Genomic DNA, 19,637 nt, shown 5'->3' on the forward strand with positions numbered 1-19,637 from the left:
CGAACTGGCGCTGTTTTTGGTTGTCGTTGGTGGTCGAAGAGCGGACGCACTGCCGACGGCTTGAAGCAGTTGTTCTTCGCGCGGCCGCGCTGGGTGACTCAACTATCGCCGGGCTGACGCTCAGCCGTTCGTCTCGCGCACCGGTTCATTCCGCGGCACGTCACCGGGCACTACCCGAGCTCATACGGGGCTTCGTCGGCGGCCCTCCGTGATCAAGAGAGTTCGAGTGATTCCCCACCAAGACGTAAACGAATAGCCCCAGCGCCGTGACAGGCCCGGGCTATTCGCGTTCCCTGTTCAGACGGCGCGCCTTGGCCAGCTCGGCGGCTGCGCCGGAACCGTCGGCGGCCTGCTCAAGATGCTCGGCCACCGCTGACTGCGCTGTGCCCGCGCCGGGGCCACTTCGACGGGCCCCCATCCCCGCCCATGTGTGCGTGACGACGCGTAGCTGCCGCGAGGACCTGCGCACGGCGCCGCGGCCTGTGATCCAAGCGCGTCGACGAACGCGACCAGGCGCCCGGATACCGCCGCGCAGAGGCTGGTGAGGATTGCGCAGGCGTCGGCGGCGGAAGTACCGACCAGCGCGGGGCTTACCGGTACTCGTTGATAGCACCGCCGGAGATCGGGTAGACGTGCTGGCTGCTACGCAGCCGCGCCGCTGTGTCCGACCGCCGGTGCCTTCCCGACCGTGTCCACTCCGGCAGCAGCGATGACCGCCTCGGCCTCCGCTGCCGCAGCGGAACACCGCCGACGATATACGCCTGGCATGCAAGCGCCCGGCGCGGTACATCTCAGCGACGGCACACGGTTCGTCTGGGGGCGGCCCACCGTCTCCGCGACGATGGGCTTCCACCCCCTGCGGCGTCGCGGGGTCAAGCCAAGCCTCACCCCTTCCCTGTGTTACGGGGTAGGCGCAACCAGTGTCTCGCCAGGCAGCGGCGGCACGAGCGGGGACGGCGCCCGCAGTTGCGACGCCTGCTCGTAGGCGTAGGCGTACCCGAGCAGCTGGCCATCGCTATAGGGCTTGCCCATGAACGAGATCGTCATCGGCAGTCCCTGCGAGCCAATGCCCATCGGCACGACGATGCCGGGGAAGCCGACCGAGCTGTAGCCGGCGAAGATCGCCGGCTGCGGGCGGTTGGACGGCACATACGTGGGGTCAGGGATGCTGAACGCCGGATTGCTGATCGGAGCCGCGAAGCTGCTCCAGTACGGGAAGACCATCGCGTCGATTTTGTACTTCTCGAACATCGCGAGCTTCAGCCGAGTCGCCTCCGGGAGGACGTTCTCGACCAGGTTCTTGTACGCGGGCATGTCGACCGAGGTCGTCAGCGAGCTCTTGAGCAGGTCGAGGACGCTCTGCTCTACCGGCAGCGGCGATTTGTTGACCACGGTCTCGTAGATGTGGACGAACTCCGCCACGGTCTTCGGGACCTTCGGGCCGAGCGTTGCCAGGTACTTTTCCCAGTCGGCCTTGAACCGGTAGTCGGCGATCTTCCTGATGTTCGTGGGGCCGTTGCTGACGTAGAAGTCCAGGAACGCGGGATCGAGGTGGATGTCGATGATCTTGGCGCCGCGGCGCCGCATGGTGTCGAGCGCCTTCTCCGCGAGCGCGTCGATCTCCGGGTCCCCTCCGAAGAAGTCGCGCACGGCGCCGAGCCGGACGCCCTTGAGCGAATTCTTGTCGAGGTACTTGGTGTAGTCGAGCCGGCCTTGCGCCGCCTTCTTCCGCAACGGCTGAGGGTAGTTCTTGTAGACCTCGACACTGAGCGGGTCGGCCTTGTCCTCCCCGGCGACCGCGGTGAGCATCAGTGCCGTATCGGTCACTGTGCGCGCCATCGGGCCCGCGGTGTCGAAGAGGAGGTTCTTCGGCGCGACGCCGTCACGGCTGATGAGCCCCGTGGTGGGCCGCAGTCCCACGATGCCGGTCCAGGAGGCGGGCCCCCGAACGGACGTGCTGGTGTCGGTGCCGATTGCCAGCACGGCGAAGTTGGCGGCCAGCGCCGCGCCCGGGCCTGCGCTCGATCCGCCCGTGTTGCGCTTGAGGTGGTACGGGTTGGTGACCTGCCCGTCGATCGTGTTGTAGCTGCCACCCGCGAATTCGCCCATCGACGCCTTGCCGAGGATGAGTGCGCCCTGGCGGCGCAGCGCGGCGGCGATGAACGCGTCGTCCGGCGGGATCGAGTCCTTGAGGATGACCGAGCCGTTGCTCGTAGGCAGGTCGAAGGTGTCGACGTTGTCCTTCAGCAAGACGGGGATGCCGTGCAGCGGGCCCCGCGGCCCGCTCCGCTGCCGCTCCCGGTCGAGCTCCGCCGCCATACGCAGCGCGTCCGGGTTGATCGTCGTGATCGAGTTCAGCCGGATGCCGGCATCCTCGTAAGCAGCGATCCGCGCGAGGTAAAGCTGGGTGAGCTTCACGCACGTCAGCGCACCTGAGTCGAACGCCGCCGCGATGTCAGCGACGGTCGCCTCCTCAAGTACGAAGCTCTCCTCCCGGTGCCGCAGCCCGGACATACCGGCCGATCCTTTCGCGACGGCTGGAGCGCCCGTCCCACCCACGATGCCCAGTGCGCCGACCGCACCCACAGCACCTATGAAGCCACGCCTGTTCAATGTACTCACGTTCACCGATCCTCTTGTCCGCGTCGCCCCTGCCGGACATCAGCGCCCCGCACGCGATGATCTTGCTTGCCGGGACACCGTAAGGGCATTGTGTTACGGCCCCATTAAGTAACTATTTAGGGGCATGCGCGAGTTGCGGTGATGCGGAGTGAAGTGACCACCGTCGACCGGTAAGTTGGTCTTCAGTCCTCCGCGCAGGTGGCGCGGACGCCGGAGTTGGAGCGGCAGGCCGCATCAGACTGAAGACGCTGCGCCGGGTTAGTGGGCGAAGATCGTCGACCTGGTCCACTATCTCTACGTCGTCGTTCCAGTGCTCAACACAACTTGAACGACAGCATGGCCGCCGACGCCGAAAGACCCCGCGTCGAGGTGCGTTTCGGCGTCGGCCGGCCGCTGGCGCCTTCTCGGCTGTGACCACTTCGGCAGCAGCGCGATGGCCGCCTCGGCCTCTGGGGACCGAGGCTGCTGTATCGCGTCAAGCCGCTTGAACGAGATCTTCGCGACGGTGCAGCCATCAAGTGCGTCCTCATCTCGGGTAAACGGCTGGTGGGTGCGGCCCGGTATCCGCCCGTCCCTCCGCTGTCCCCAGGATCGGCCGCCCTCCTCCCGTGCCTGTTATCCCCGCCATGCCCGTCGCGCTGACCGCTTCCGAGAGCCGTCGGCTGAAGAAGATGGCCTACGGCCACAAGACCCCGTATCAGGCCCGGGAGCGGGCAGCGATCCTGCTGCTGGCGGCTTGGGGGGAGCTCCAACGCCCGGATCGCCTTGGAGACGCGGATGCACGTGGACACGGTGCGAACCTGGCGAGGCCGGTTCGCCGCCGGCGGCCTGCCTGCCCTGGCCGACCGCAAACGCCCGGGGCGGCCACCGCGGTTCACCCCGGTGCAGGTAAGCGCAAGGGGCTCCCCACCGACCCCAACCACGCCGCGGAATGGTTCCACTTCGCCGGCCCCGGCGTCATCCGCAAGTACCTCAACGCCAACCCCGGCTACTTCCCGGCCCCGGTTACACCGTGCAGGGCTCCACCGGCCGGCAGATCCCCCGCCTTCCGCCGCGGTGACCTGCGGGACTTCGACCCCAACCGCACCGGCGACAACACCGGCACCGCCGGCCGCCCGGCCGGCCCCCAGCACCGCGACCGCAACCCCACCGAACAGCGCATCACACCGCCCTCGCCGAACAGCGCGACAGCGCCGACGCGTCCGCCGTTGCTGGAGACATCCCCGAAAACGGGGAATGATCGCGTCGGAAGCTGCGCCCCCGGTCCTGGCAGGGCCCGCTCGGTCGTTCCTTGACAGCCCCGACAGGGGGGCAAAGACTTTTCGAGGAGGTTGACGGCGGATCCTCCGTCCGGACGTGGGTCGAGAAGTCAGAGGTGGGCCCATGACTGACAGTGTTCCCTCGCCCATGCGCGCCAGCGCCAGGAGAGAAGCCAGGTTGCCCTGGGCGGTCCTGGGACCGGCGCTGGTGGCGGCGATCGGTGGCTTCCTCTTCGGATACGACACAGGGGTGATCTCGGCCGCCCTGCTCTACCTGACTCCCGCCTTCCACCTCTCCGACCAGCTCCAGCAGGTGGTCGTCGCATCGCTCCTGCTCGGCGCGATCGTGGGGGTACTCATCGCCGGTCCGCTCGTGGACCGGGCCGGGCGGCGGCGCATGCTGGTGGGGACCGCGGCGGTGTTCGGCGCCGCCGCACTGGTTTCGGCGTTCGCCCCGAACCCGGGCACCTTGATCGGCGCCCGCTTCTTCCTCGGCGTAGCCATCGGGGCGGCGTCGCTCGTGGTTCCGACCTACATCGCGGAGATGGCACCCAAATCGGTCCGGGGACGGCTCGTCTCGCTCCAGCAGCTCATGATCACGGTCGGGATCTTCGTTTCGTATCTGGTCGGCTACGCCTTCTCGGCCAGCGGCGGATGGCGCTGGATGCTGGGCCTGGCCGCCGTACCGGCGGTGGTGATGTTCTTCGGCCTCCTGAGCCTGGCCGAGAGCCCACGCTGGCTGCTGGCACGCGGGCGTGATGCCGATGCACGGCAGATCATGATTCGCTCGCGGTCGGCCGAGGAGGCCGACGAGGAGATCGCCCAGATCAAGGCCCTGGCCGCCGCAGAGAACCGACTGACCTCCCGGGACCTGTTCGCTCCCACGCTGCGGCCGGCGATCCTGCTCGGGACTGCTGTGGCGGCAACCAACCAACTGGTGGGCGTGAACGCGGTCATCTACTACACGCCGACCCTCCTCCAGCGGACGGGATTCGGCTCCAGCGCGGCGATCCTGTCCACGGTGGGCATCGGCCTGGTGAACATGATCGTGACGGTCGTCGCGCTCTCGCTGGTCGACCGGCTGGGCCGACGGCCACTGCTCTTGGGCGGCACCGTCGTGGTGGTGCTCGACCTGGTCTTTCTCGGCGCGCTGTACCTGCTGCCCAGCCAGCGCGGCGTGGTCGGCGTGCTGACGGTCCTGGCGCTGTACGTCTACATCGCCGCCTTCGCCGCGAGTCTCGGCCTCGGCATCTGGCTGATAAATAGTGAGATCTTCCCGACCAGCGTGCGGGGGAAGGCAGCAGGGTTCGGAACGGTGACGCATTGGGGTCTCGACTTCATCATCTCGCTCACCGTGCTCACCACGATCAACCTCCTGACCGCCACCGGCCTCTTCTGGCTGTACGCGGTCTTCGGCGTTGTGGGATTCGCCTACCTCCAGGCGCATGCCGGAAACCAAGGGCCGCAGCCTGGAGGACATCGAGAGCTCTCTGCGCGCCCGGGCCGAACACCGGCCGAAGCCTCCACCGGCAACCCGGCACCGACCCGCCTAGCGGCAACGCCGGGCCCTCAGCGGCCCGGGGCACGAGCACAGGAGGGAAATCCTTCCGTGATCGTCGTCTGCGGGGAGACGCTGCTGGACCTCACGCCCGCCATGTGCGAGGGCGTGGCGGGCTACGTCCCACGCCCGGGCGGCTCGCCCTTCAACGTCGCGGTCGAGGCGGCGCGCCTCGGGATCCCGGTCGCCTTCCTCGGCCGCCTCTCCCTGGACTTCTGGAACTTCCACCGCAGGTGGCTGATGCGGTGGCGTAAGACTGTAGGCGGCACGTCCGGTGATCTCCCAGTCGGTCGGCGAACCGGCCGCCGTGCGCAGGTCTCTCAGCGCATCGGCCAAGTCCGCCACGGTGGTGACGGACGCCAATTCCTGCCGCCGCTGCCGTTGATACTGGAGATCCCGCAGATCCCGGAGTACCCGAGCGGGACGTTCCATCACACGGTCCCAGGTCTGAACAGGCGCCGGATCGAGCCCTGCTGTAGGTCGATCGCATCGAGGAACACCTCGAGCCGGTCACGGTCCGCGGGCAGCGTCTGCCGGTTGATGATGCGGGCCGCGGTGGAGTGCCCGACCCGGCCCGCTCTCGCGCGTTTCTCCATCAGCCACACCGGGGGTGCGCCTGCCCCCTCGGCTACACCCTCGAGCGCGGCAACACCGGCACCGGCACCGGCACCGGATGGACCAACCCGGCCACCCGCACGGTGCGGGTGAGCGACACCCTCGACAACGCCCACGCCGCCAAGACACTCACCCACGAAGTCGCCCACGTCCAATGCGAGCACGTCGCCGACATGGACGAGTACCGGCAGCACCGGGGCCGGATGGAGACCGAGGCCGTCGCCTACGTCATGGCCGGGGTGTTCGGCCTGGACTCCGCCGCCTACTCCGTCCCGTACGTGGCCGGCTGGGCAGGCAAGACCCCCGAAGACGTCGCCGACACCATCAAGGCCACCGGAAACCGAGTCATGACCGCCATCAAGGCCATCCTCGCCGCCGTCACCCCCACCAACCACACCGACGACGCCACGGACCACCAGCCCGACCAGTGACCGCCCCACCGGGGGCCCGGCCACCCGGGCCCCCGACCCCTCCCCGCCAAGGAGAGCCCCCATGGCCGCCCGGTGACGATCAACGGCAAGGAGTTCGCCTCCCCCGTCGACCTGGTGATGGAGGCGAACGCTATCGGCGGTCGGCACGGCATGGGCATGTCGGACCAGATCGAGAACCGGATCATCGAGGCCAAGAGCCGCGGCATCTACGAGGCGCCCGGCATGGCCCTGCTGCACGCGGCGTACGAACGGCTGGTCAACGCGATCCACAACGAGGACACACTGGCGCACTACCACAACGAGGGACGGCGGCTTGGCCGGCTGATGTACGAGGGCCGCTGGCTGGACCCGCAGGCGCTGATGGTGCGCGAGTCGCTGCAGCGCTGGGTCGGTACGGCGGTCATCGGCGAGGTGACGCTGCGGCTGCGGCATGGTGAGGACTACTCGATCCTGGACACCTCCGGCCCGGCGTTCAGCTACCACCCGGACAAGCTGTCGATGGAGCGCACCGAGGACTCGGCGTTCGGTCCGGTGGACCGGATCGGCCAGCTCACCATGCGCAACCTCGACATCGCCGACTCGCGCGCCAAGCTCGAGCAGTACGCCGGCCTCGGCATGGTCGGCACCACCCATCCTGCGCTGATCGGTGCCGCCCAGGCGGCGTCGACCGGACTGATCGGCGCGATGCCGCAGGGTGGCGCCGAGGTCATCGCCTCACGCGGCGAGGTCTCCGGCGACGACGAGATGCTCGACCGCGCCGCGATGGAGTCCGGCACCGACTGACCGGCTCGTTGAGGTGGGTATTGTGGCCCGACGAGTTGGAGTGCCGGCCCGCAGCACTGCCGGCGGATGAACTGCGCCCGCGCACCGGATCGCCGGCGGCATTGGAGCAGTAGGAGCGCCTGGCGGCGCGCGGCATCGCGGTCGTCGACGGTGAGGTGACCGGTCTGGATGTGGTGGAGGACAGGCTGGCCGGCGTTTGGCTGGCGTCGGGGCGGCAGGCGCTGGTGGTGGCGCCGCGGTTCGTGCGATCGCCACCCGCACACCCCCGTCTCACGAAAGCCTGGGCCGACACCGACTATCGCACCAAAGCCATCGACCGCGGCGCCGGCCTCGGCATCGACGTCCATGTGGTACGACGCGACCCCCGGGGAGATACCACCCGGGTTTTCGTCTTCGCTGGCACGACAACCCATCCTGACGCGATCTGCCACACCGCCCACGTCGGACACCGCTGGATCGACAACAAGTCGCCCGGATCTTTCCCTGGCGTCGTACTGACGGCTCCGCGGGCCGGGGCTCTGCGGTGACGCGAGGCCCCGGCTGCGGTCGCGTTCGCCACTCTCACTCTCCGGCGCTGGTGAAGGCGGCGTCGAACGACCTGGCCGGCGGCTCGAAGGCGAGGCGACGCAGGTATGCCAGCGATTCGGGAGCGCCCTGCAGGCGGTCCATGCCCGCGTCCTCCCATTCCACCGATACAGGTCCGTCGTAGCGGATCGCATTGAGCATGCGGAACACGTCCTCCCAGGGCACATCGCCGTGGCCGACGGAGACGAAGTCCCATCCGCGGTGAGGGTCACCCCAGGGCAGGTGGGAGCCCAGGCGACCGTTGCGGCCGTCGAGGCGCTTGCGCGCCTCCTTGCAGTCGACGTGGTAGATCCGGTCCTGGAAGGTGTCCAGGAACGCTACTGGGTCGAGGTCCTGCCAGACGAAGTGGCTGGGGTCGAAGTTGAGTCCGAATGCCGGGCGGTTGCCGACGGCGTCCAGGGCTCTCCGGGCCGTCCAGAAGTCGTAGGCGATCTCGCTGGGGTGCACTTCCAGGGCGAAGCGCACTCCCATGTCGTCGAAGACGTCCAGTACCGGGTTCCAGCGCTCCGCGAAGTCGGAGAAACCGCGTTCGACCATAGAGGGGGGTACCGGCGGGAACATCGCGACGGTGTGCCAGATGGAGGATCCGGTGAAGCCGACCACCGTGTTCACACCGAACGCGGCGGCGGCGCGCGCTGTGTCGGCCATCTCGGCTGCGGCCCTGCGCCGGACGCCTTCGGGTTCGCCGTCGTCCCAGATGCGGGCCGGAAGGATGGCGCGGTGTCGCTCGTCGATGGGGTGGTCACAGACCGCCTGGCCGACGAGGTGGTTGGAGACGGCCCAGCAGCGCAGGCCGTATTTCTCCAGCAGGGCGTGCCGCCCCTCAAGGTACCCGTCCTCCTTTATAGCCCGGTCGACCTCGAAGTGGTCGCCCCAGCAGGCGAGCTCCAGACCGTCGAATCCCCAGTCACGGGCGAGTGCGCAGACTTCCTCCAGGGGCAGGTCGGCCCACTGCCCGGTGAACAGGGTGAAGGGTCGAGTCATGGCGGTTCTCCTCAGTCGTACGGATGTGACGGGCCGGGCGGTCCATGGGGGCGCGCCCTGGCAGAGGCATCATGCGATCCGGGGCCGGTCGGCTGAACGCGAGGCCGTGCGACCGCGGGAAGGGGCTGTGGCGAGTCCTGCGAGCTCCAGCAGCAGCCCCTTGACCTCGGTGGCGGCGATGCTCTGACGCCGTGCGGAGACATCCGAGCACAGCAGAACGGGGCCGTCCTCGGCGGCACTCGGCAGGCGGCCGTGCGAGCCGCGCACCGCCTGAGCCCCCTCCTGCATACCCACGACGTCCATTAGGTACCGCAGACCCACCTTCTTGCGTGCCAGGGCCAATACCGCCCGGCGTTTAGCGGCACCAGGCGCCGCCGGATCCAGGAACAGCTCTGCCGGGTCGTAGCCGGGTTTGCGGTGAATGTCGACCAGCCGGGCGAAATCCGGTGCACGGGCGTCGTCGAGCCAGTAGTAGTACGTGAACCACGCGTCCGGCGCGGCGACCAATACCAGGTCGCCTGCCCGCGGGTGGTCCAGACCGCATGCGGCCTTCCCCTGCTTATCGAGCACCTGGTCGACGCCCGGAAGAGCCTCGCACAGTCGCCGCACTGTGGGCAGGTCGGCAGGATCGGCCACGTACACGTGAGCCACCTGATGGTCGGCAACTGCGAACGCGCGGGACGTCCAAGGGTCCAGGTACTCCATGCCGGCCTGGGTGTGCACCCGCAGCAGGCCCTCTGCGCGCAGCCTCCGGTTGACGTCCACGGGGCGGTCCACCTGGGTGATGCCGTACTCCGACAGCGCGACCACGGTGGCGCCCCGCGCCTGCGCGGCATCCAGCAGTGGTGCGAGCACAGCGTCGAGCTGGCGGGCAGCGTCAGCGGCCCGGGGATGGGACGGGCCGTACCGCTGAAGGTCGTAGTCCAGGTGGGGGACGTACACCAGCGTCAGGTCGGGGCTGTGGTCGGTCATCACCTGCTGGGCCGCCCGGCAGATCCACCGGGAGGAGGCGATCCCTGCCCCCGGACCCCAGTAGTTGAACAGGGGGAAGGTGCCGAGCCGCTCGGTGAGGCGGTCGTGCAACGCGGGAGGGTCGGTGTAGCAGTCGGGATCCTTGCGCCCGTCGGCGTGGTATACGGGCCGCGGGGTGACCGTCCAGTCAACGTCTGCGCCCATCGCATACCACCAGCACACGTTGGCGACCGTGTACCCGGGCCGTGCCCGGCGAGCGGCCTCCCAGAGCTTCTCGCCGCCGACCAGGGCGTTGTGCTGGCGCCAGAACAGCACTTCGCCGAGGTCGTGGAAGTACCAGCCGTTGCCGACCACCCCATGACCGGAGGGGAGTTCGCCGGTGAGGAACGTTGACTGCACCGAGCAGGTGACCGCGGGCAGCACCGTACCCAGCGGGGCCTGGAAGCCCCGCTCGCCGAGCGAGCGGAGTCGCGGCATGTGCTCAAGCAGTCTGGGCGTCAGCCCGACCACGTCCAGGACCACCAGGGGGGCGTTCACGCCGTCACCTCCGTGGTGGGCGTATTCCGGGGGACTGGGACCGCGCCCCGAACCTGCAGCTCGTGCCGGGCAAAGGCCAGCTCGGCGGCGATGCCCTCGGCGAGCGCAGCCTCGGTGCGGGGCCGCCTCGCTGGTGGTAGCACCCCCCAGGTGTAGGTCTCCACCTCGAAGTGGTCGCACTGCGCGTCCGGACCGCCGATCAGCAAGTCCAGTGCCGACCGCAGCACAGGCACGGTCGCCGCGAGCGGCGGCTCGGGGTCCGCGTGCAGCGGCACGTGGTAGTGCACCCGCCAGGGCCCGGGAAGATCCCGGCGCAGGGCCTCGTCCAGATCGTCCGCGGCATGTGACGCGTCCGCGGGGTGGTCCGCGTCGGCGCACCCGGGCCTGCGCACCTGGTGCAGGAACCGCGGTTCCGCGTAGGGCGCGAGCACCTCCCGGGCTGCGACCGGGTCCGCGACCTCAAGCGCGGCCGACAGCTGCACCTTCACCACCGGTAGTCCGGCCGCCCGCAGCCGCCCCAGTGCGCGGGCCGGCTCCTCCCACGCGCAGGCCAGGTGCGCCAGATCCAGGCACACCCCCAGCCGTCCCGCGCCGGCGTCGGCGAGTAGATCGGCCGCCTGGGCGGTGGTCTCCACCGCGCATCCGGGCTCCGGCTCGAACCCCACCCGGACAGTCCGTCCGGTGCGCGACTCGATCTCGGCGAGACCAGCCGCCAACTGTTCCAGCGCCTGGCTGCAAGCGGACCGCCGGCCGCCGTCCCAACGCGTTCGCCAGGCGAGCGGCAGGGTGGAGACCGAGCCGTACGCGGCGTCGTCGGGCATCAACTCGGCCAGGATATGGGCGAGAGAGAGGGTGTACGCGAGACGCTCCGGCTCGGCCCAGTCAGGGCGGTAAACCGCGTGCTTGACCCGGGGCGCGTGGAACGACCGGTAGGGAAAGCCGTTGAGCGTCACCACCTCCAATCCGCGGGAGTCCAGCTCGCCACGCAGCCGGTGCCGCGCCGCACGGTCCCCGGCCAGGGCAGTGGCGACCGGCGCCGCGAGCCAGAGCCCCACCCCGAGCAGGTCGGTGTCCAGGTGGCGGCGGACGGCAGCCGCGTACCGGTCCAGCTGACCGACGATGCCGTCGAGATCCTCGGCGGGATGCACATTGGTGCAGTAGCCGAGATGGAGGGTACGCCCCAGCGCGTTCTGCAGCCGCATCAGATGCCTCCCCGCCGCACGGAGTTGCCCGCGAAGTCGGCGCCCGGCTCCTCGATGCCGTCGAGCGCCAGCCGACCGGACTGTGCGAAGAACGCGACGGGGTTGTGCCAGAGCACCTGGTCGATGTCGGCTTCGCTGAATCCCGCGGCGAGCATGGCCTGCCCGGTGACCAGGGTGAGCAGCGGGTCCGAATTCCCCCAGTCTGCAGCCGAGTTGACCAGCATCCGCTCGGTGCCGTACCGGCGCAGCAGAGCGACCGTGCGCTCCGGCGTCATCTTGGTGTCGGGATAGACGGAGAAGCCCACCCAGCAGCCCGCGTCCACTGCCAGCTCCACCGTCACCTCATTGAGGTGGTCCACCAGGACCCGGCCAGGATCTATGCCCGACTCGGCGACCACCGCCAGGGTGCGGCGGGTCCCGCCGGCCTTGTCCCGGTGCGGAGTGTGCACCAGCGCGGGCAGGCTGTGCGCTATGGCGAGAGCGAGCTGTGCGGCGAAGGCCTCGTCCTCCTCCCGAGTCATCGAGTCGTAGCCGATCTCGCCGACCGCGACCACGCCGTCCTTCTCCAGATAGCGGGGGAGGACATCCAGGACCCCACGGCAGCGGGGGTCATTGGCCTCCTTAGGGTTGAGAGCCAGCGTGCAGTGGTGACGGATTCCGTAGAGCGAGGCGCGGTAGGGCTCCCAGCCCAGCAGCGCGTCGAAGTAGTCGGTGAACGAGCCGACATTGGTGCGTGGCTGGCCCAGCCAGAAGGCGGGCTCCACCACGGCTTGCACCCCGGCGGCGGACATCCGCCGGTAGTCGTCGGTGGTGCGCGAGGTCATGTGGATGTGCGGGTCGAAGATGCGCATCAGGCTCCGCCTTCCTCGGTGCCGAGGCCCTGCAGGAGGGCCGCGGCGTCGGCTGGGACATCCCGTCCGGCGGCACGCCGCTCCAGCGCGTACCCCTCGAGCAGTTCCATGAGTTGCGTGTCGGCTCGCTCCCGCAGTGCGTGCACGGCGTCCAGCGGCACGCCCGTGAAGACGCACTTGAGGACCGCCTGCCGCCACAGGGCGGCGTCCAGCCGTCGGGCGTACGGCCCGACGGCGGCGGCGAGTAGCCGCGGGTCGTTGGTCCGGATGGCGTCGTGCAGCAGGGGCACGGCGCGGTCGCCGACGGGAAGCAGCGGGAGCGCCCGCAGGACCGCCCGCTTCTCGGCGGCGTCTCCGTACACGTAGACCTCCTCCACGTGCGCGATCAGTGTCTCCTCCGGCAGCTCCAGTGCGCTCAGCAAGATGGTGCGCGCGGCCTCGTCCGCCGTCCAGCCGGGCGCGGCTGCCAGCTGCTGCCGCCCGCAGTGGCGGGCGGCAGCAGCGAAGAGCCCGGTGAGGGCTTCCGATCGTCTCCAAATGGTGTCCGCGGCCTCGTCCAGCCACGGCTCGCACGGCAGGCCCGCGAAGGCGGCCCGCAGATCGAGGGCGCGCTGCCCGGCGTCCGGCTCGGGCCAGGCCTTCTCGATGGGTGCGGTCATGTTTCTCCTCTCCTCACGGCCCTGGTGTGCTGATCGCGGCCGACGAGGGGGTTCTGCTCGTCCGCCGCGCGCAGGAAGGCAAGGGAGGCGGCGGCCACCGTCGGCGCGGCGTGCGAGTGGCGGGGCAGCTCGACCGCGACCATTCCCCGGTACCCCCCGTCGGAGAGCGCAGCCAGCACCGGAGGGAAGTGGATCTCACCCGAGCCGAACTCCAGGTGCTCGTGGACGCCCCGCCGCATGTCGTCGATCTGCACGTTCACCAGGTAGGGGGCTGCGGCTGCCACGCACTGCGGCAGCGGATCGGGCTCTAGGCACTGGCAGTGGCCGATGTCGAGGGTCAGCCCGAAGCACTCGGGTTCTCCCAGCCGGCCGCGGAGCGCGTGCCAGTGCTCCACGGTCTCCACCAGCATTCCCGGTTCCGGCTCCAATCCGAGGCGCACGCTGGCCCGGTCGGCAGCGTCGACCACCACGGCGCAGCTGGTGACGAGCCTGCTCCAGGCGGTGCCCGGGTCGACGGTCGGCGGCCGGCAGCCCGCCCAAAAGGAGACGGCCTCCGCCCCTAGGTCCGCGCCGACGGCGACCGCTCGGCGCAGGTACTCCAGTCGCAGCGACGGGTCGTCGTCGAGCAGTGTGGGAGCGTGCTTGCGGCGGTGGTCCAGCAAGTATCGTGCTCCTGTCTCCACCACGACGCCCAGGCTGAGGCTCCGCAGCCGGTCGGCGATCTGGGCGGTGCGTCGGGCGAGCCCGGGGGCGAACGGGTCCAGGTGGTGGTGGTCGAGGGTCAGGGCCACGCCGTCGTAGCCGAGTTCCGCGATCAGCTCCAGGGCGTCGTCCAGGCGGTGGTTGGTGAAGCCGTTGGTCCCGTAGCCGAATCTCAGGCGGGCCGACCCGGGGACGGACACCGCGTCCGCGCCCGCGGGGGCACGGCGATGGGCGTCGGCCTGTGCGTTGTAGGGGAGCGTGCCATCGGTGCGGGTCACGTCGGGGACACCTTCCGGCCCAGGATCCGGCCCGCCACGGCGCCCGCGGCTACCGCGAGCGCCGTCCCCCGCTGTCCTCTCCTGGCGATCAGGGCGCCTTGGAGGGCCGGAAGCGCGGTGATACCGGCCGCTACTGCCCCGCGGACGCCCGCGGCGGTGGGCGCCTTCACGGCCCGGGCCTGCGCCCCGCCGTAGTCGGCGGCGTACCAGCAGGCCAGAGCGACCGAGGCGGCGGCAGGAGCGCTGCCACAGCCCGCCGACCCGACGAGTGCACCGGCCACCACTGCGGTGGCCGCGAGCGTGGACGCCGGCAGCCCCCTGGGCGCGCCGCGTACCTCGCCGCGGGAGAGCGCGGTGACGGTCCACGTGTGGGCCGCGACGGTCAGTGCCTCCGGAAGGGCTCGGCGGCACGATCCGGGGCTGGCCCCCAACAGCACGTCCAGTCCGCGGCAGGCGGCCATCACCCCCGGGCCGGCCGGGCCGCCCTTGGCCCGCAGGTCGTACGTCCACACCGCTGCGGCCAGCGCGGTCGCGACGACGAGGGCCCGGCGGCCGCCCACGAGCCCCGCCACCGACACCCCCGCGGCGGTGAGCCCCGCGGCGAGGGCCAGGGCCGCGCCGGGGGAAACCCTGCCGCTGGGGATCGGGCGCTCGGGGCGCTCCTGGGCGTCCAGATTTCGGTCCGCCCAGTCGTTGGCCGCCATACCTGCCCAGTACAGAGCGGTGGAGGCGAGGGCCAGGCCGGCGCTGCGGGGGCTTAGCACCCCGGCAGCGGCGGCGCCCGCCATCGCATCACCTGGTACGGAGAGCGCGGCGGGGGCGCGGATCAGCTCCGCGAGGTCGCGTGGCCCGGTCACCGGCCTTCCTCCGCCGCGCGCAACCGGTCGGCCAGGGACTCCAAGGCGTGCCACTGGGCCGCCAGCCCGTGGGGCACGTCCCCTCGGGGATCGAGCGGGTCTTTGAAGAAGAAGGCCAGTTCGGGCAGGGGCCCGCGGAGGCCGCTGCGATGTGCGGCGGCGGTGATCCGGGCGAGGTCCAGGACGAGGGGGGCGGCCAGCGCGGAGTCGCAGCCGTGCCAGGTGAACTCCATCCGCATCCGGGTGCCGAGGAAGCCGGAGAAGGTCACCAGATCCCAGGCTGCCTTGAAGTCGCCCAGGTCTTCGACGTACTCGATGCGGCAGTCGCCCTGCGGCCGGTAGCCGAGGGTCTCGCTGAGTACCCGCTGTTTGCTCGCGGCCTTGGCCGCATTGGCGGCCGGGTCGGCGAGGTTCGCACCGTCGCCGCCGCCCAGCAGGTTGACCCCTGACCAGCTGCGTACTGTCAGGTTGCGCATCGCGAACATGGGTGCCAGCACCGACTTGAGCAGCGTCTCACCGGTCTTCCCGTCGTGACCGGCGTACGGAAGGCCCTGATACTCCGCCAGCTGGATCAGGGCGGGCAGCCGAGTGCCTGTGGAGGGTGTGAAGTCCACGTACGGGCAGCCTGCGGACAGGGCGGCGTAGGCGTACAGGGCGCTGGGCGGCAGCACCGGCTCGGCGCCGCGCAGGGCTGCGCGCAGCGCGTCGAGATCCGCGTGCGCCGGGTGGGGGGTGGCGGCCGGCTCGGTGCTGGCCACGTTGACCACGACTGTGCGCTCGAGTCCGCGGCGCCGGGCGAAGTCCGCGAGATCGGCCTGGATCGCCGCTGCCGCCGCTGCCTGGTCCGGCGCCTGCGGGGCAGGGCGCACCTCGCTCTCCACGGCCGTGAGTTCGCCCTCCAGCGCCGCCACCAGTCGGGCGGGGACCACTCCGGCGTCGGCGAGCGCCTCGGCCTTCTTCAGCAGCGGAAATGCGGCGGTGTCATAGCCTCCTACGACCAGGTCGTCCCAGCCGGGCAGGCCGGTCCCGGCGAAGGCCGGCAGCTCGGTGACGCACCCGGCGGGGGCCGTCAGCCCGGCGCGCAGCGCCAGCATGCCGAGGACGGAGGTGACCGCGACCGAGCCGCGGGCGCCGATGAGCCAGAGACCTGTTGGCATGAGCCCCTCCTGTTGCGAGTTCAATGGCTGCGCCGGCGGGGTACGGGTCGCGCACGGCACAGGCGGTGCTGGTCGGTGCGTGTCGAGGCCTGCGTCTTTTGACGAGTGCGGGAAACGTGGCGGTGTCATTGGGCGCTGCTGCCCTCGGGGGAGTCGTCCGGAGTCAGCACGCCCGTACGGCCGTTAGCGGACAGGTAGACGTGCTGATGGCCGTAGCCGGCCGCGATGTTGATCACGTCGAGCTCGGTGGCGGCGGTCTCCCAGGTGCTCACGCCGGTATCGCGTTCTGCCCCCGCGCGCTGCACCAGTTGGGCCTTGACCTGCGCAGGCGCGGTCAGGGCGAGCGCGTAGGTGGCGACGGCACCGTCCAGGGCCTGGACGGCGCCGCTGAACCCGGCCCGGGAGACGTTGTAGCCCGTGTCGCCGGACGGTGGGTGGGTGAATGCGGCCACCGCCGAGCGAGTCAGGCGCTGCCAGCGCGCGACCGCGTCCACACTGGCGCCTCGGGGCCGTTGGCCGGAGGCGAGGGGCATGGCCCCGTCCATCTCGCTCAGCATTGTCTCGAGCTTCGTGGAGAGGCCGCGCGTCTGGTCGGTGAGTGCCTTGACCTGCTGCTTGTTGCGTGCGGCATCGGCGGCGGCGATGCGTGCGGCCTCGCGGTGAACGGCGCTGTCCTTGGATGGCAGATGGATGGTGAACGCGGCCACCATGACGAGGGCCCCGATGCTCAGCGCAGCACCGTGGGTCAGCAGGCCGCGGCGGGCGGCGCGCCGACGGGTGGCCCCACCGTCAGCGGCGTTGGCCCTGCTGCCGGCCAGGCGCTTGTTGGAGCCGGTGGGCTGCGATGTCGTGGTGATCGGCATGCGGGTCGCCTTCCTTGCTGTCTCGTGCAGTTCGGTGTGGCGCGGGGCCGCAGCGTGTCCCCTCTGCCCGCCGGGCCGTCACCGACGGCCCGGCGGGCAGAGGGATCTTGGGTGCGCGGTTACCCGAGGGTGAAGGAGTCCAGGCTGAAGAGATCACCGCTGCCGCCGGTGAAGACGAAGTACAGCTGGTGCGTGCCGCCCGGATCGGTCACCGGTGCGGTCACCGTGGTGTAGCCACCGGCTGTGTTGCCGACCGAGGCTGAACCGAGCAATGGGCCGTTCGGCGCGTCCGCGTGCACCTCGATCGTGCCGCCCGGGCCGGCGGAAGCCGCCCTGAAGCCAATCGTGGTCACGCCCTGCAGGTCGTACGGATCGAACTCGATCCAGTCGCCGTTGTTGATCGAAATGACCGCTCGCGCACCATCGGCGTTGGAGTCGGAGCTGATCTGGACGCCCGACTGCGTCCGGTAGAACTCGGCCTGCTTGGCCTTGGATTGCAGGACGATCTGCGTCGCGCCGGTGAGGTCCGGCACTCCCGCCGTCGGCGAGGTGTCGGTGTAGCTGGCGGTGAAGATGCCGTAGAAGTTGTCCGCGTCGGTGTGCCCGGCGGTGGTCATGGTGAAAGTTCCACTGCAGCCGGTCGCCTGGGCCAGGTTGTGGGAGTGCTGGTCGTGGCCGAGGGAGTAGCCGACCTGCACCTTCGAGCAGTCGACGGGAGTACCGTCCGGGTCGGTCACGTTGACCCGCCAGTTCAGTTGGTCCCCGTCCTTGAAAGTCAGCCCGTTGGGCGGGGCGCTGAACTGTACGACCGGCGCGGTGTTACCGACCGTGACCAGGACGGCGGAGACGCCCGTCCTGCCGCTCGGGTCAGTCACGGTGAGCCGGGCGTGGTACTGGCCGTTGGTGGTGTAGGTGTAGGCCGGGTTTGGGCTGGTGGAGTCGACGGTGCCGTCACCGTTGAAGTCCCAGGCGTAGGTGAGCTGGTCGTTCTCCGGGTCGGTGGAACCGGAGCCGTTGAAGTGGACGGTCAGCGGGCCCTTGCCCGAGGTGGCGTCCGTGGTGATGTTGGCGGTCGGCGCCTTGTTACCGGGCGCATATTCGATCTTGTAGAGTCCGGCGTCCAGGGAGCCGCCGAACCAGGCGCTGCCGTAGTCCAGTACGTACAGGGAGCCGTCCGGCCCGAACTCGGCGTCGATCGGCTCGACAAGGTGGGCCCAGTCGCTTCCGGTGGTCAATGTGTTGATCGCCTGGATGCGGCCCTTCGTGTCGGACTGGATCGGCTTGATCCAGTGCTTGCTGAACTCATAGGCGAAGAACTGGCCGTCGTAGCTCTGAGGGAATTTGACCTGCGAGTTCAGTGTCGGGTCGTAGTGGTACACCGGGCCGGCCATGGGCGCGCCCTGCCCGCCGAGCTGCGGGAAGGCCGGGTTGCCGGCGTAGTGGTTCCAGATCCAGGCCGGTTGCGCAGGCGGCAGGTTCACCAGGCCGGTGTTGTTGGGCGAGTTGTTCACCGGGTGGGCGCAGTCGAAGGGCTGCCCGGACTGACCGGTGGCGAAGTCGTACTGGATGTAGGGCGTGTTGTTGCCTATGCAGTACGGCCAGCCGAAGTTGCCGGGCTTGGCGATCCGGTTGTACTCGATGGTGTTCTCCGGACCGCGCAGCGGATTCGCGGTGCCGGCGTCCGGTCCGTAGTCGGCCAGGTAGATCACGCCGGTGTTCTTGTCGATGCTGAACCGGAACGGGTTGCGGAAGCCCATCGCGTAGATCTCGGGGCGGGTCTTCGCGGTGCCCTTCCGGAACAGGTTCCCGGACGGGACCGTGTAGGTGCCGTCGCGTGTGACCTTGATCCGCAGCAGTTTGCCGCGCAGGTCATTGGTGTTGGCCGCGGCGCGTTGCTCGTCGTAGGCGGGGTTGCGGCCCGGTCGCGAGTCGATGGGGCTGTAGCCGTCGGAGGCGAACGGGTTGGTGTCGCCGCCTGTGGCCAGCAGCAGGTTGCCATGGGCGTCGAAGTGCATGTCGCCCGCGACGTGGCAGCACTGGCCGCGGTCAGTGGGGCCGACCTGCATGACCTTCTGCTCGCTCGACAGGTCGAACCGGCCGTTGATGAAGGTGAACCTGGAGAGCTGGTTGTAGCCCTTGTAGGGGGCGAAGTCGGCGGCCGTGCCCGAGTCCGGGGCGTTGGTGGTGGGTGTGTTGAGCTTCGGTGCGTAGTACGCGTAGACCCAGTGGTTGTGCGCGAAGTCCGGGTCGAGGGCGATGGTCTGCAGGCCGTCCTCGTCGTGAGTGTAGACCGGTAGTTTCGCCACAACGTTCGTGAGGCCGTCGAGGGTCGTGTAGTAGATGGTGCCGTCACGGGAGTCGTGCAGTACGCCGCCGTCGGGCAGCACGGCGAGCCCCATGGGCTCGCCGACCTGGTCGGGACCCTTGGCCAGGGTCACCTGCTGGAAGTCGGCTGTGGCCGCTGCGGATCTGCCGACGGCCGGTCCGGCCTGCGCCTGCGTCTGGGCGGCAGCGGGTCCCGCTACCGCGATGCCCACGCTGAGCACGGTGCTCAACGTGGCGGTGAGTAGCCGGGTCAATGGCTTTCGCACGTGCAATCAACCTCTCTCAGGACGGTTCGCCGGAAGACGGGCCGGTTCGGCACGTCTGGCATGAAAGGCCTCAGGGCCGGGCTGCCTGTGTACGGGCTGTCTTGTCGTGCTGTGCTGAGGGCTTATCTCAG

14 protein-coding genes and 3 pseudogenes are annotated in these 19,637 nt (G+C 69.9%); 6 read left to right on the forward strand and 11 right to left on the reverse strand.

What is annotated here, in order from left to right; all coding sequences use genetic code 11:
* Positions 1 to 900 precede the first annotated feature (900 nt).
* Positions 901 to 2,514, reverse strand: a complete 1,614-nt coding sequence (locus tag EFK10_RS14185) for an amidase family protein (RefSeq protein WP_127356062.1) — start codon at positions 2,512 to 2,514, stop codon at positions 901 to 903.
* Between the two features lie 885 nt (positions 2,515 to 3,399).
* On the opposite strand from EFK10_RS14185, the gene EFK10_RS14190 reads away from it, so the two are divergent.
* From EFK10_RS14190 to EFK10_RS52625, 6 genes and pseudogenes are all read left to right on the forward strand, one after another.
* Entirely contained in the window at positions 3,400 to 3,957 is a 558-nt protein-coding gene (locus EFK10_RS14190) for a helix-turn-helix domain-containing protein (RefSeq protein ID WP_127356063.1), read from the forward strand.
* A gap of 48 nt (positions 3,958 to 4,005) precedes the next feature.
* Positions 4,006 to 6,147 carry a sugar porter family MFS transporter gene (locus tag EFK10_RS14195; protein ID WP_206305448.1) on the forward strand — a complete coding sequence of 714 codons (2,142 nt, stop codon included), beginning with the start codon at positions 4,006 to 4,008 and terminating at the stop codon, positions 6,145 to 6,147.
* Positions 6,144 to 6,485, forward strand: coding sequence for a hypothetical protein (locus EFK10_RS14200; RefSeq protein WP_206305449.1), 342 nt, complete (start codon positions 6,144 to 6,146; stop codon positions 6,483 to 6,485). The genes EFK10_RS14195 and EFK10_RS14200 overlap by 4 nt, the downstream gene beginning before the upstream one ends.
* A gap of 63 nt (positions 6,486 to 6,548) precedes the next feature.
* A pseudogene (locus EFK10_RS14205) lies at positions 6,549 to 7,268 on the forward strand (argininosuccinate synthase); the annotation flags it as partial.
* Positions 7,269 to 7,381: 113 nt separating this feature from the next.
* Positions 7,382 to 7,513 (forward strand): annotated as a pseudogene (locus tag EFK10_RS14210) (NAD(P)/FAD-dependent oxidoreductase); the annotation flags it as partial.
* A 15-nt stretch (positions 7,514 to 7,528) separates the two neighbouring features.
* Positions 7,529 to 7,633: pseudogene (locus EFK10_RS52625) on the forward strand (IS5 family transposase); the annotation flags it as partial.
* A gap of 196 nt (positions 7,634 to 7,829) precedes the next feature.
* On the opposite strand, the gene EFK10_RS14220 reads toward EFK10_RS52625, so the two are convergent.
* From EFK10_RS14220 to EFK10_RS14265, 10 genes are all read right to left on the reverse strand, one after another.
* A complete protein-coding gene (locus EFK10_RS14220; protein ID WP_127356065.1) occupies positions 7,830 to 8,837 on the reverse strand; it encodes a sugar phosphate isomerase/epimerase family protein in 1,008 nt (335 codons plus the stop codon).
* A 69-nt stretch (positions 8,838 to 8,906) separates the two neighbouring features.
* A complete protein-coding gene (locus EFK10_RS14225) occupies positions 8,907 to 10,346 on the reverse strand; it encodes an alkaline phosphatase family protein (protein ID WP_127356066.1) in 1,440 nt (479 codons plus the stop codon).
* Positions 10,343 to 11,548: a metabolite traffic protein EboE gene (eboE, locus tag EFK10_RS14230; RefSeq protein WP_127356067.1), complete on the reverse strand. Its 1,206-nt coding sequence runs from the start codon at positions 11,546 to 11,548 to the stop codon at positions 10,343 to 10,345. The genes EFK10_RS14225 and eboE overlap by 4 nt, the downstream gene beginning before the upstream one ends.
* Positions 11,548 to 12,399 (reverse strand): TatD family hydrolase, encoded by an 852-nt coding sequence (locus tag EFK10_RS14235; RefSeq protein WP_127356068.1) that lies wholly within the window; start codon positions 12,397 to 12,399, stop codon positions 11,548 to 11,550. Before EFK10_RS14235 ends, eboE begins: the two co-directional genes overlap by 1 nt.
* Positions 12,399 to 13,058 (reverse strand): EboA domain-containing protein, encoded by a 660-nt coding sequence (locus tag EFK10_RS14240; protein ID WP_127356069.1) that lies wholly within the window; start codon positions 13,056 to 13,058, stop codon positions 12,399 to 12,401. The genes EFK10_RS14235 and EFK10_RS14240 overlap by 1 nt, the downstream gene beginning before the upstream one ends.
* Entirely contained in the window at positions 13,055 to 14,038 is a 984-nt protein-coding gene (locus EFK10_RS14245; RefSeq protein WP_407647074.1) for a sugar phosphate isomerase/epimerase family protein, read from the reverse strand. Before EFK10_RS14245 ends, EFK10_RS14240 begins: the two co-directional genes overlap by 4 nt.
* Positions 14,035 to 14,895 (reverse strand): SCO3242 family prenyltransferase, encoded by an 861-nt coding sequence (locus EFK10_RS14250; protein WP_127356070.1) that lies wholly within the window; start codon positions 14,893 to 14,895, stop codon positions 14,035 to 14,037. Before EFK10_RS14250 ends, EFK10_RS14245 begins: the two co-directional genes overlap by 4 nt.
* Entirely contained in the window at positions 14,892 to 16,052 is a 1,161-nt protein-coding gene (locus EFK10_RS14255) for an inositol-3-phosphate synthase (RefSeq protein ID WP_127356071.1), read from the reverse strand. The genes EFK10_RS14250 and EFK10_RS14255 overlap by 4 nt, the downstream gene beginning before the upstream one ends.
* Before the next feature lie 125 nt (positions 16,053 to 16,177).
* On the reverse strand, positions 16,178 to 16,915 hold the full coding sequence (locus EFK10_RS14260) for a hypothetical protein (protein WP_127356072.1): 738 nt from the start codon (positions 16,913 to 16,915) through the stop codon (positions 16,178 to 16,180).
* A 119-nt stretch (positions 16,916 to 17,034) separates the two neighbouring features.
* Positions 17,035 to 19,506, reverse strand: a complete 2,472-nt coding sequence (locus EFK10_RS14265; RefSeq protein ID WP_127356073.1) for a PQQ-dependent sugar dehydrogenase — start codon at positions 19,504 to 19,506, stop codon at positions 17,035 to 17,037.
* Positions 19,507 to 19,637: the final 131 nt, after the last annotated feature.

Origin of the sequence: Streptomyces soli (assembly GCF_003999195.1) — a bacterium.
Taxonomy (GTDB): Bacteria; Actinomycetota; Actinomycetes; order Streptomycetales; family Streptomycetaceae; genus Actinacidiphila; species Actinacidiphila soli.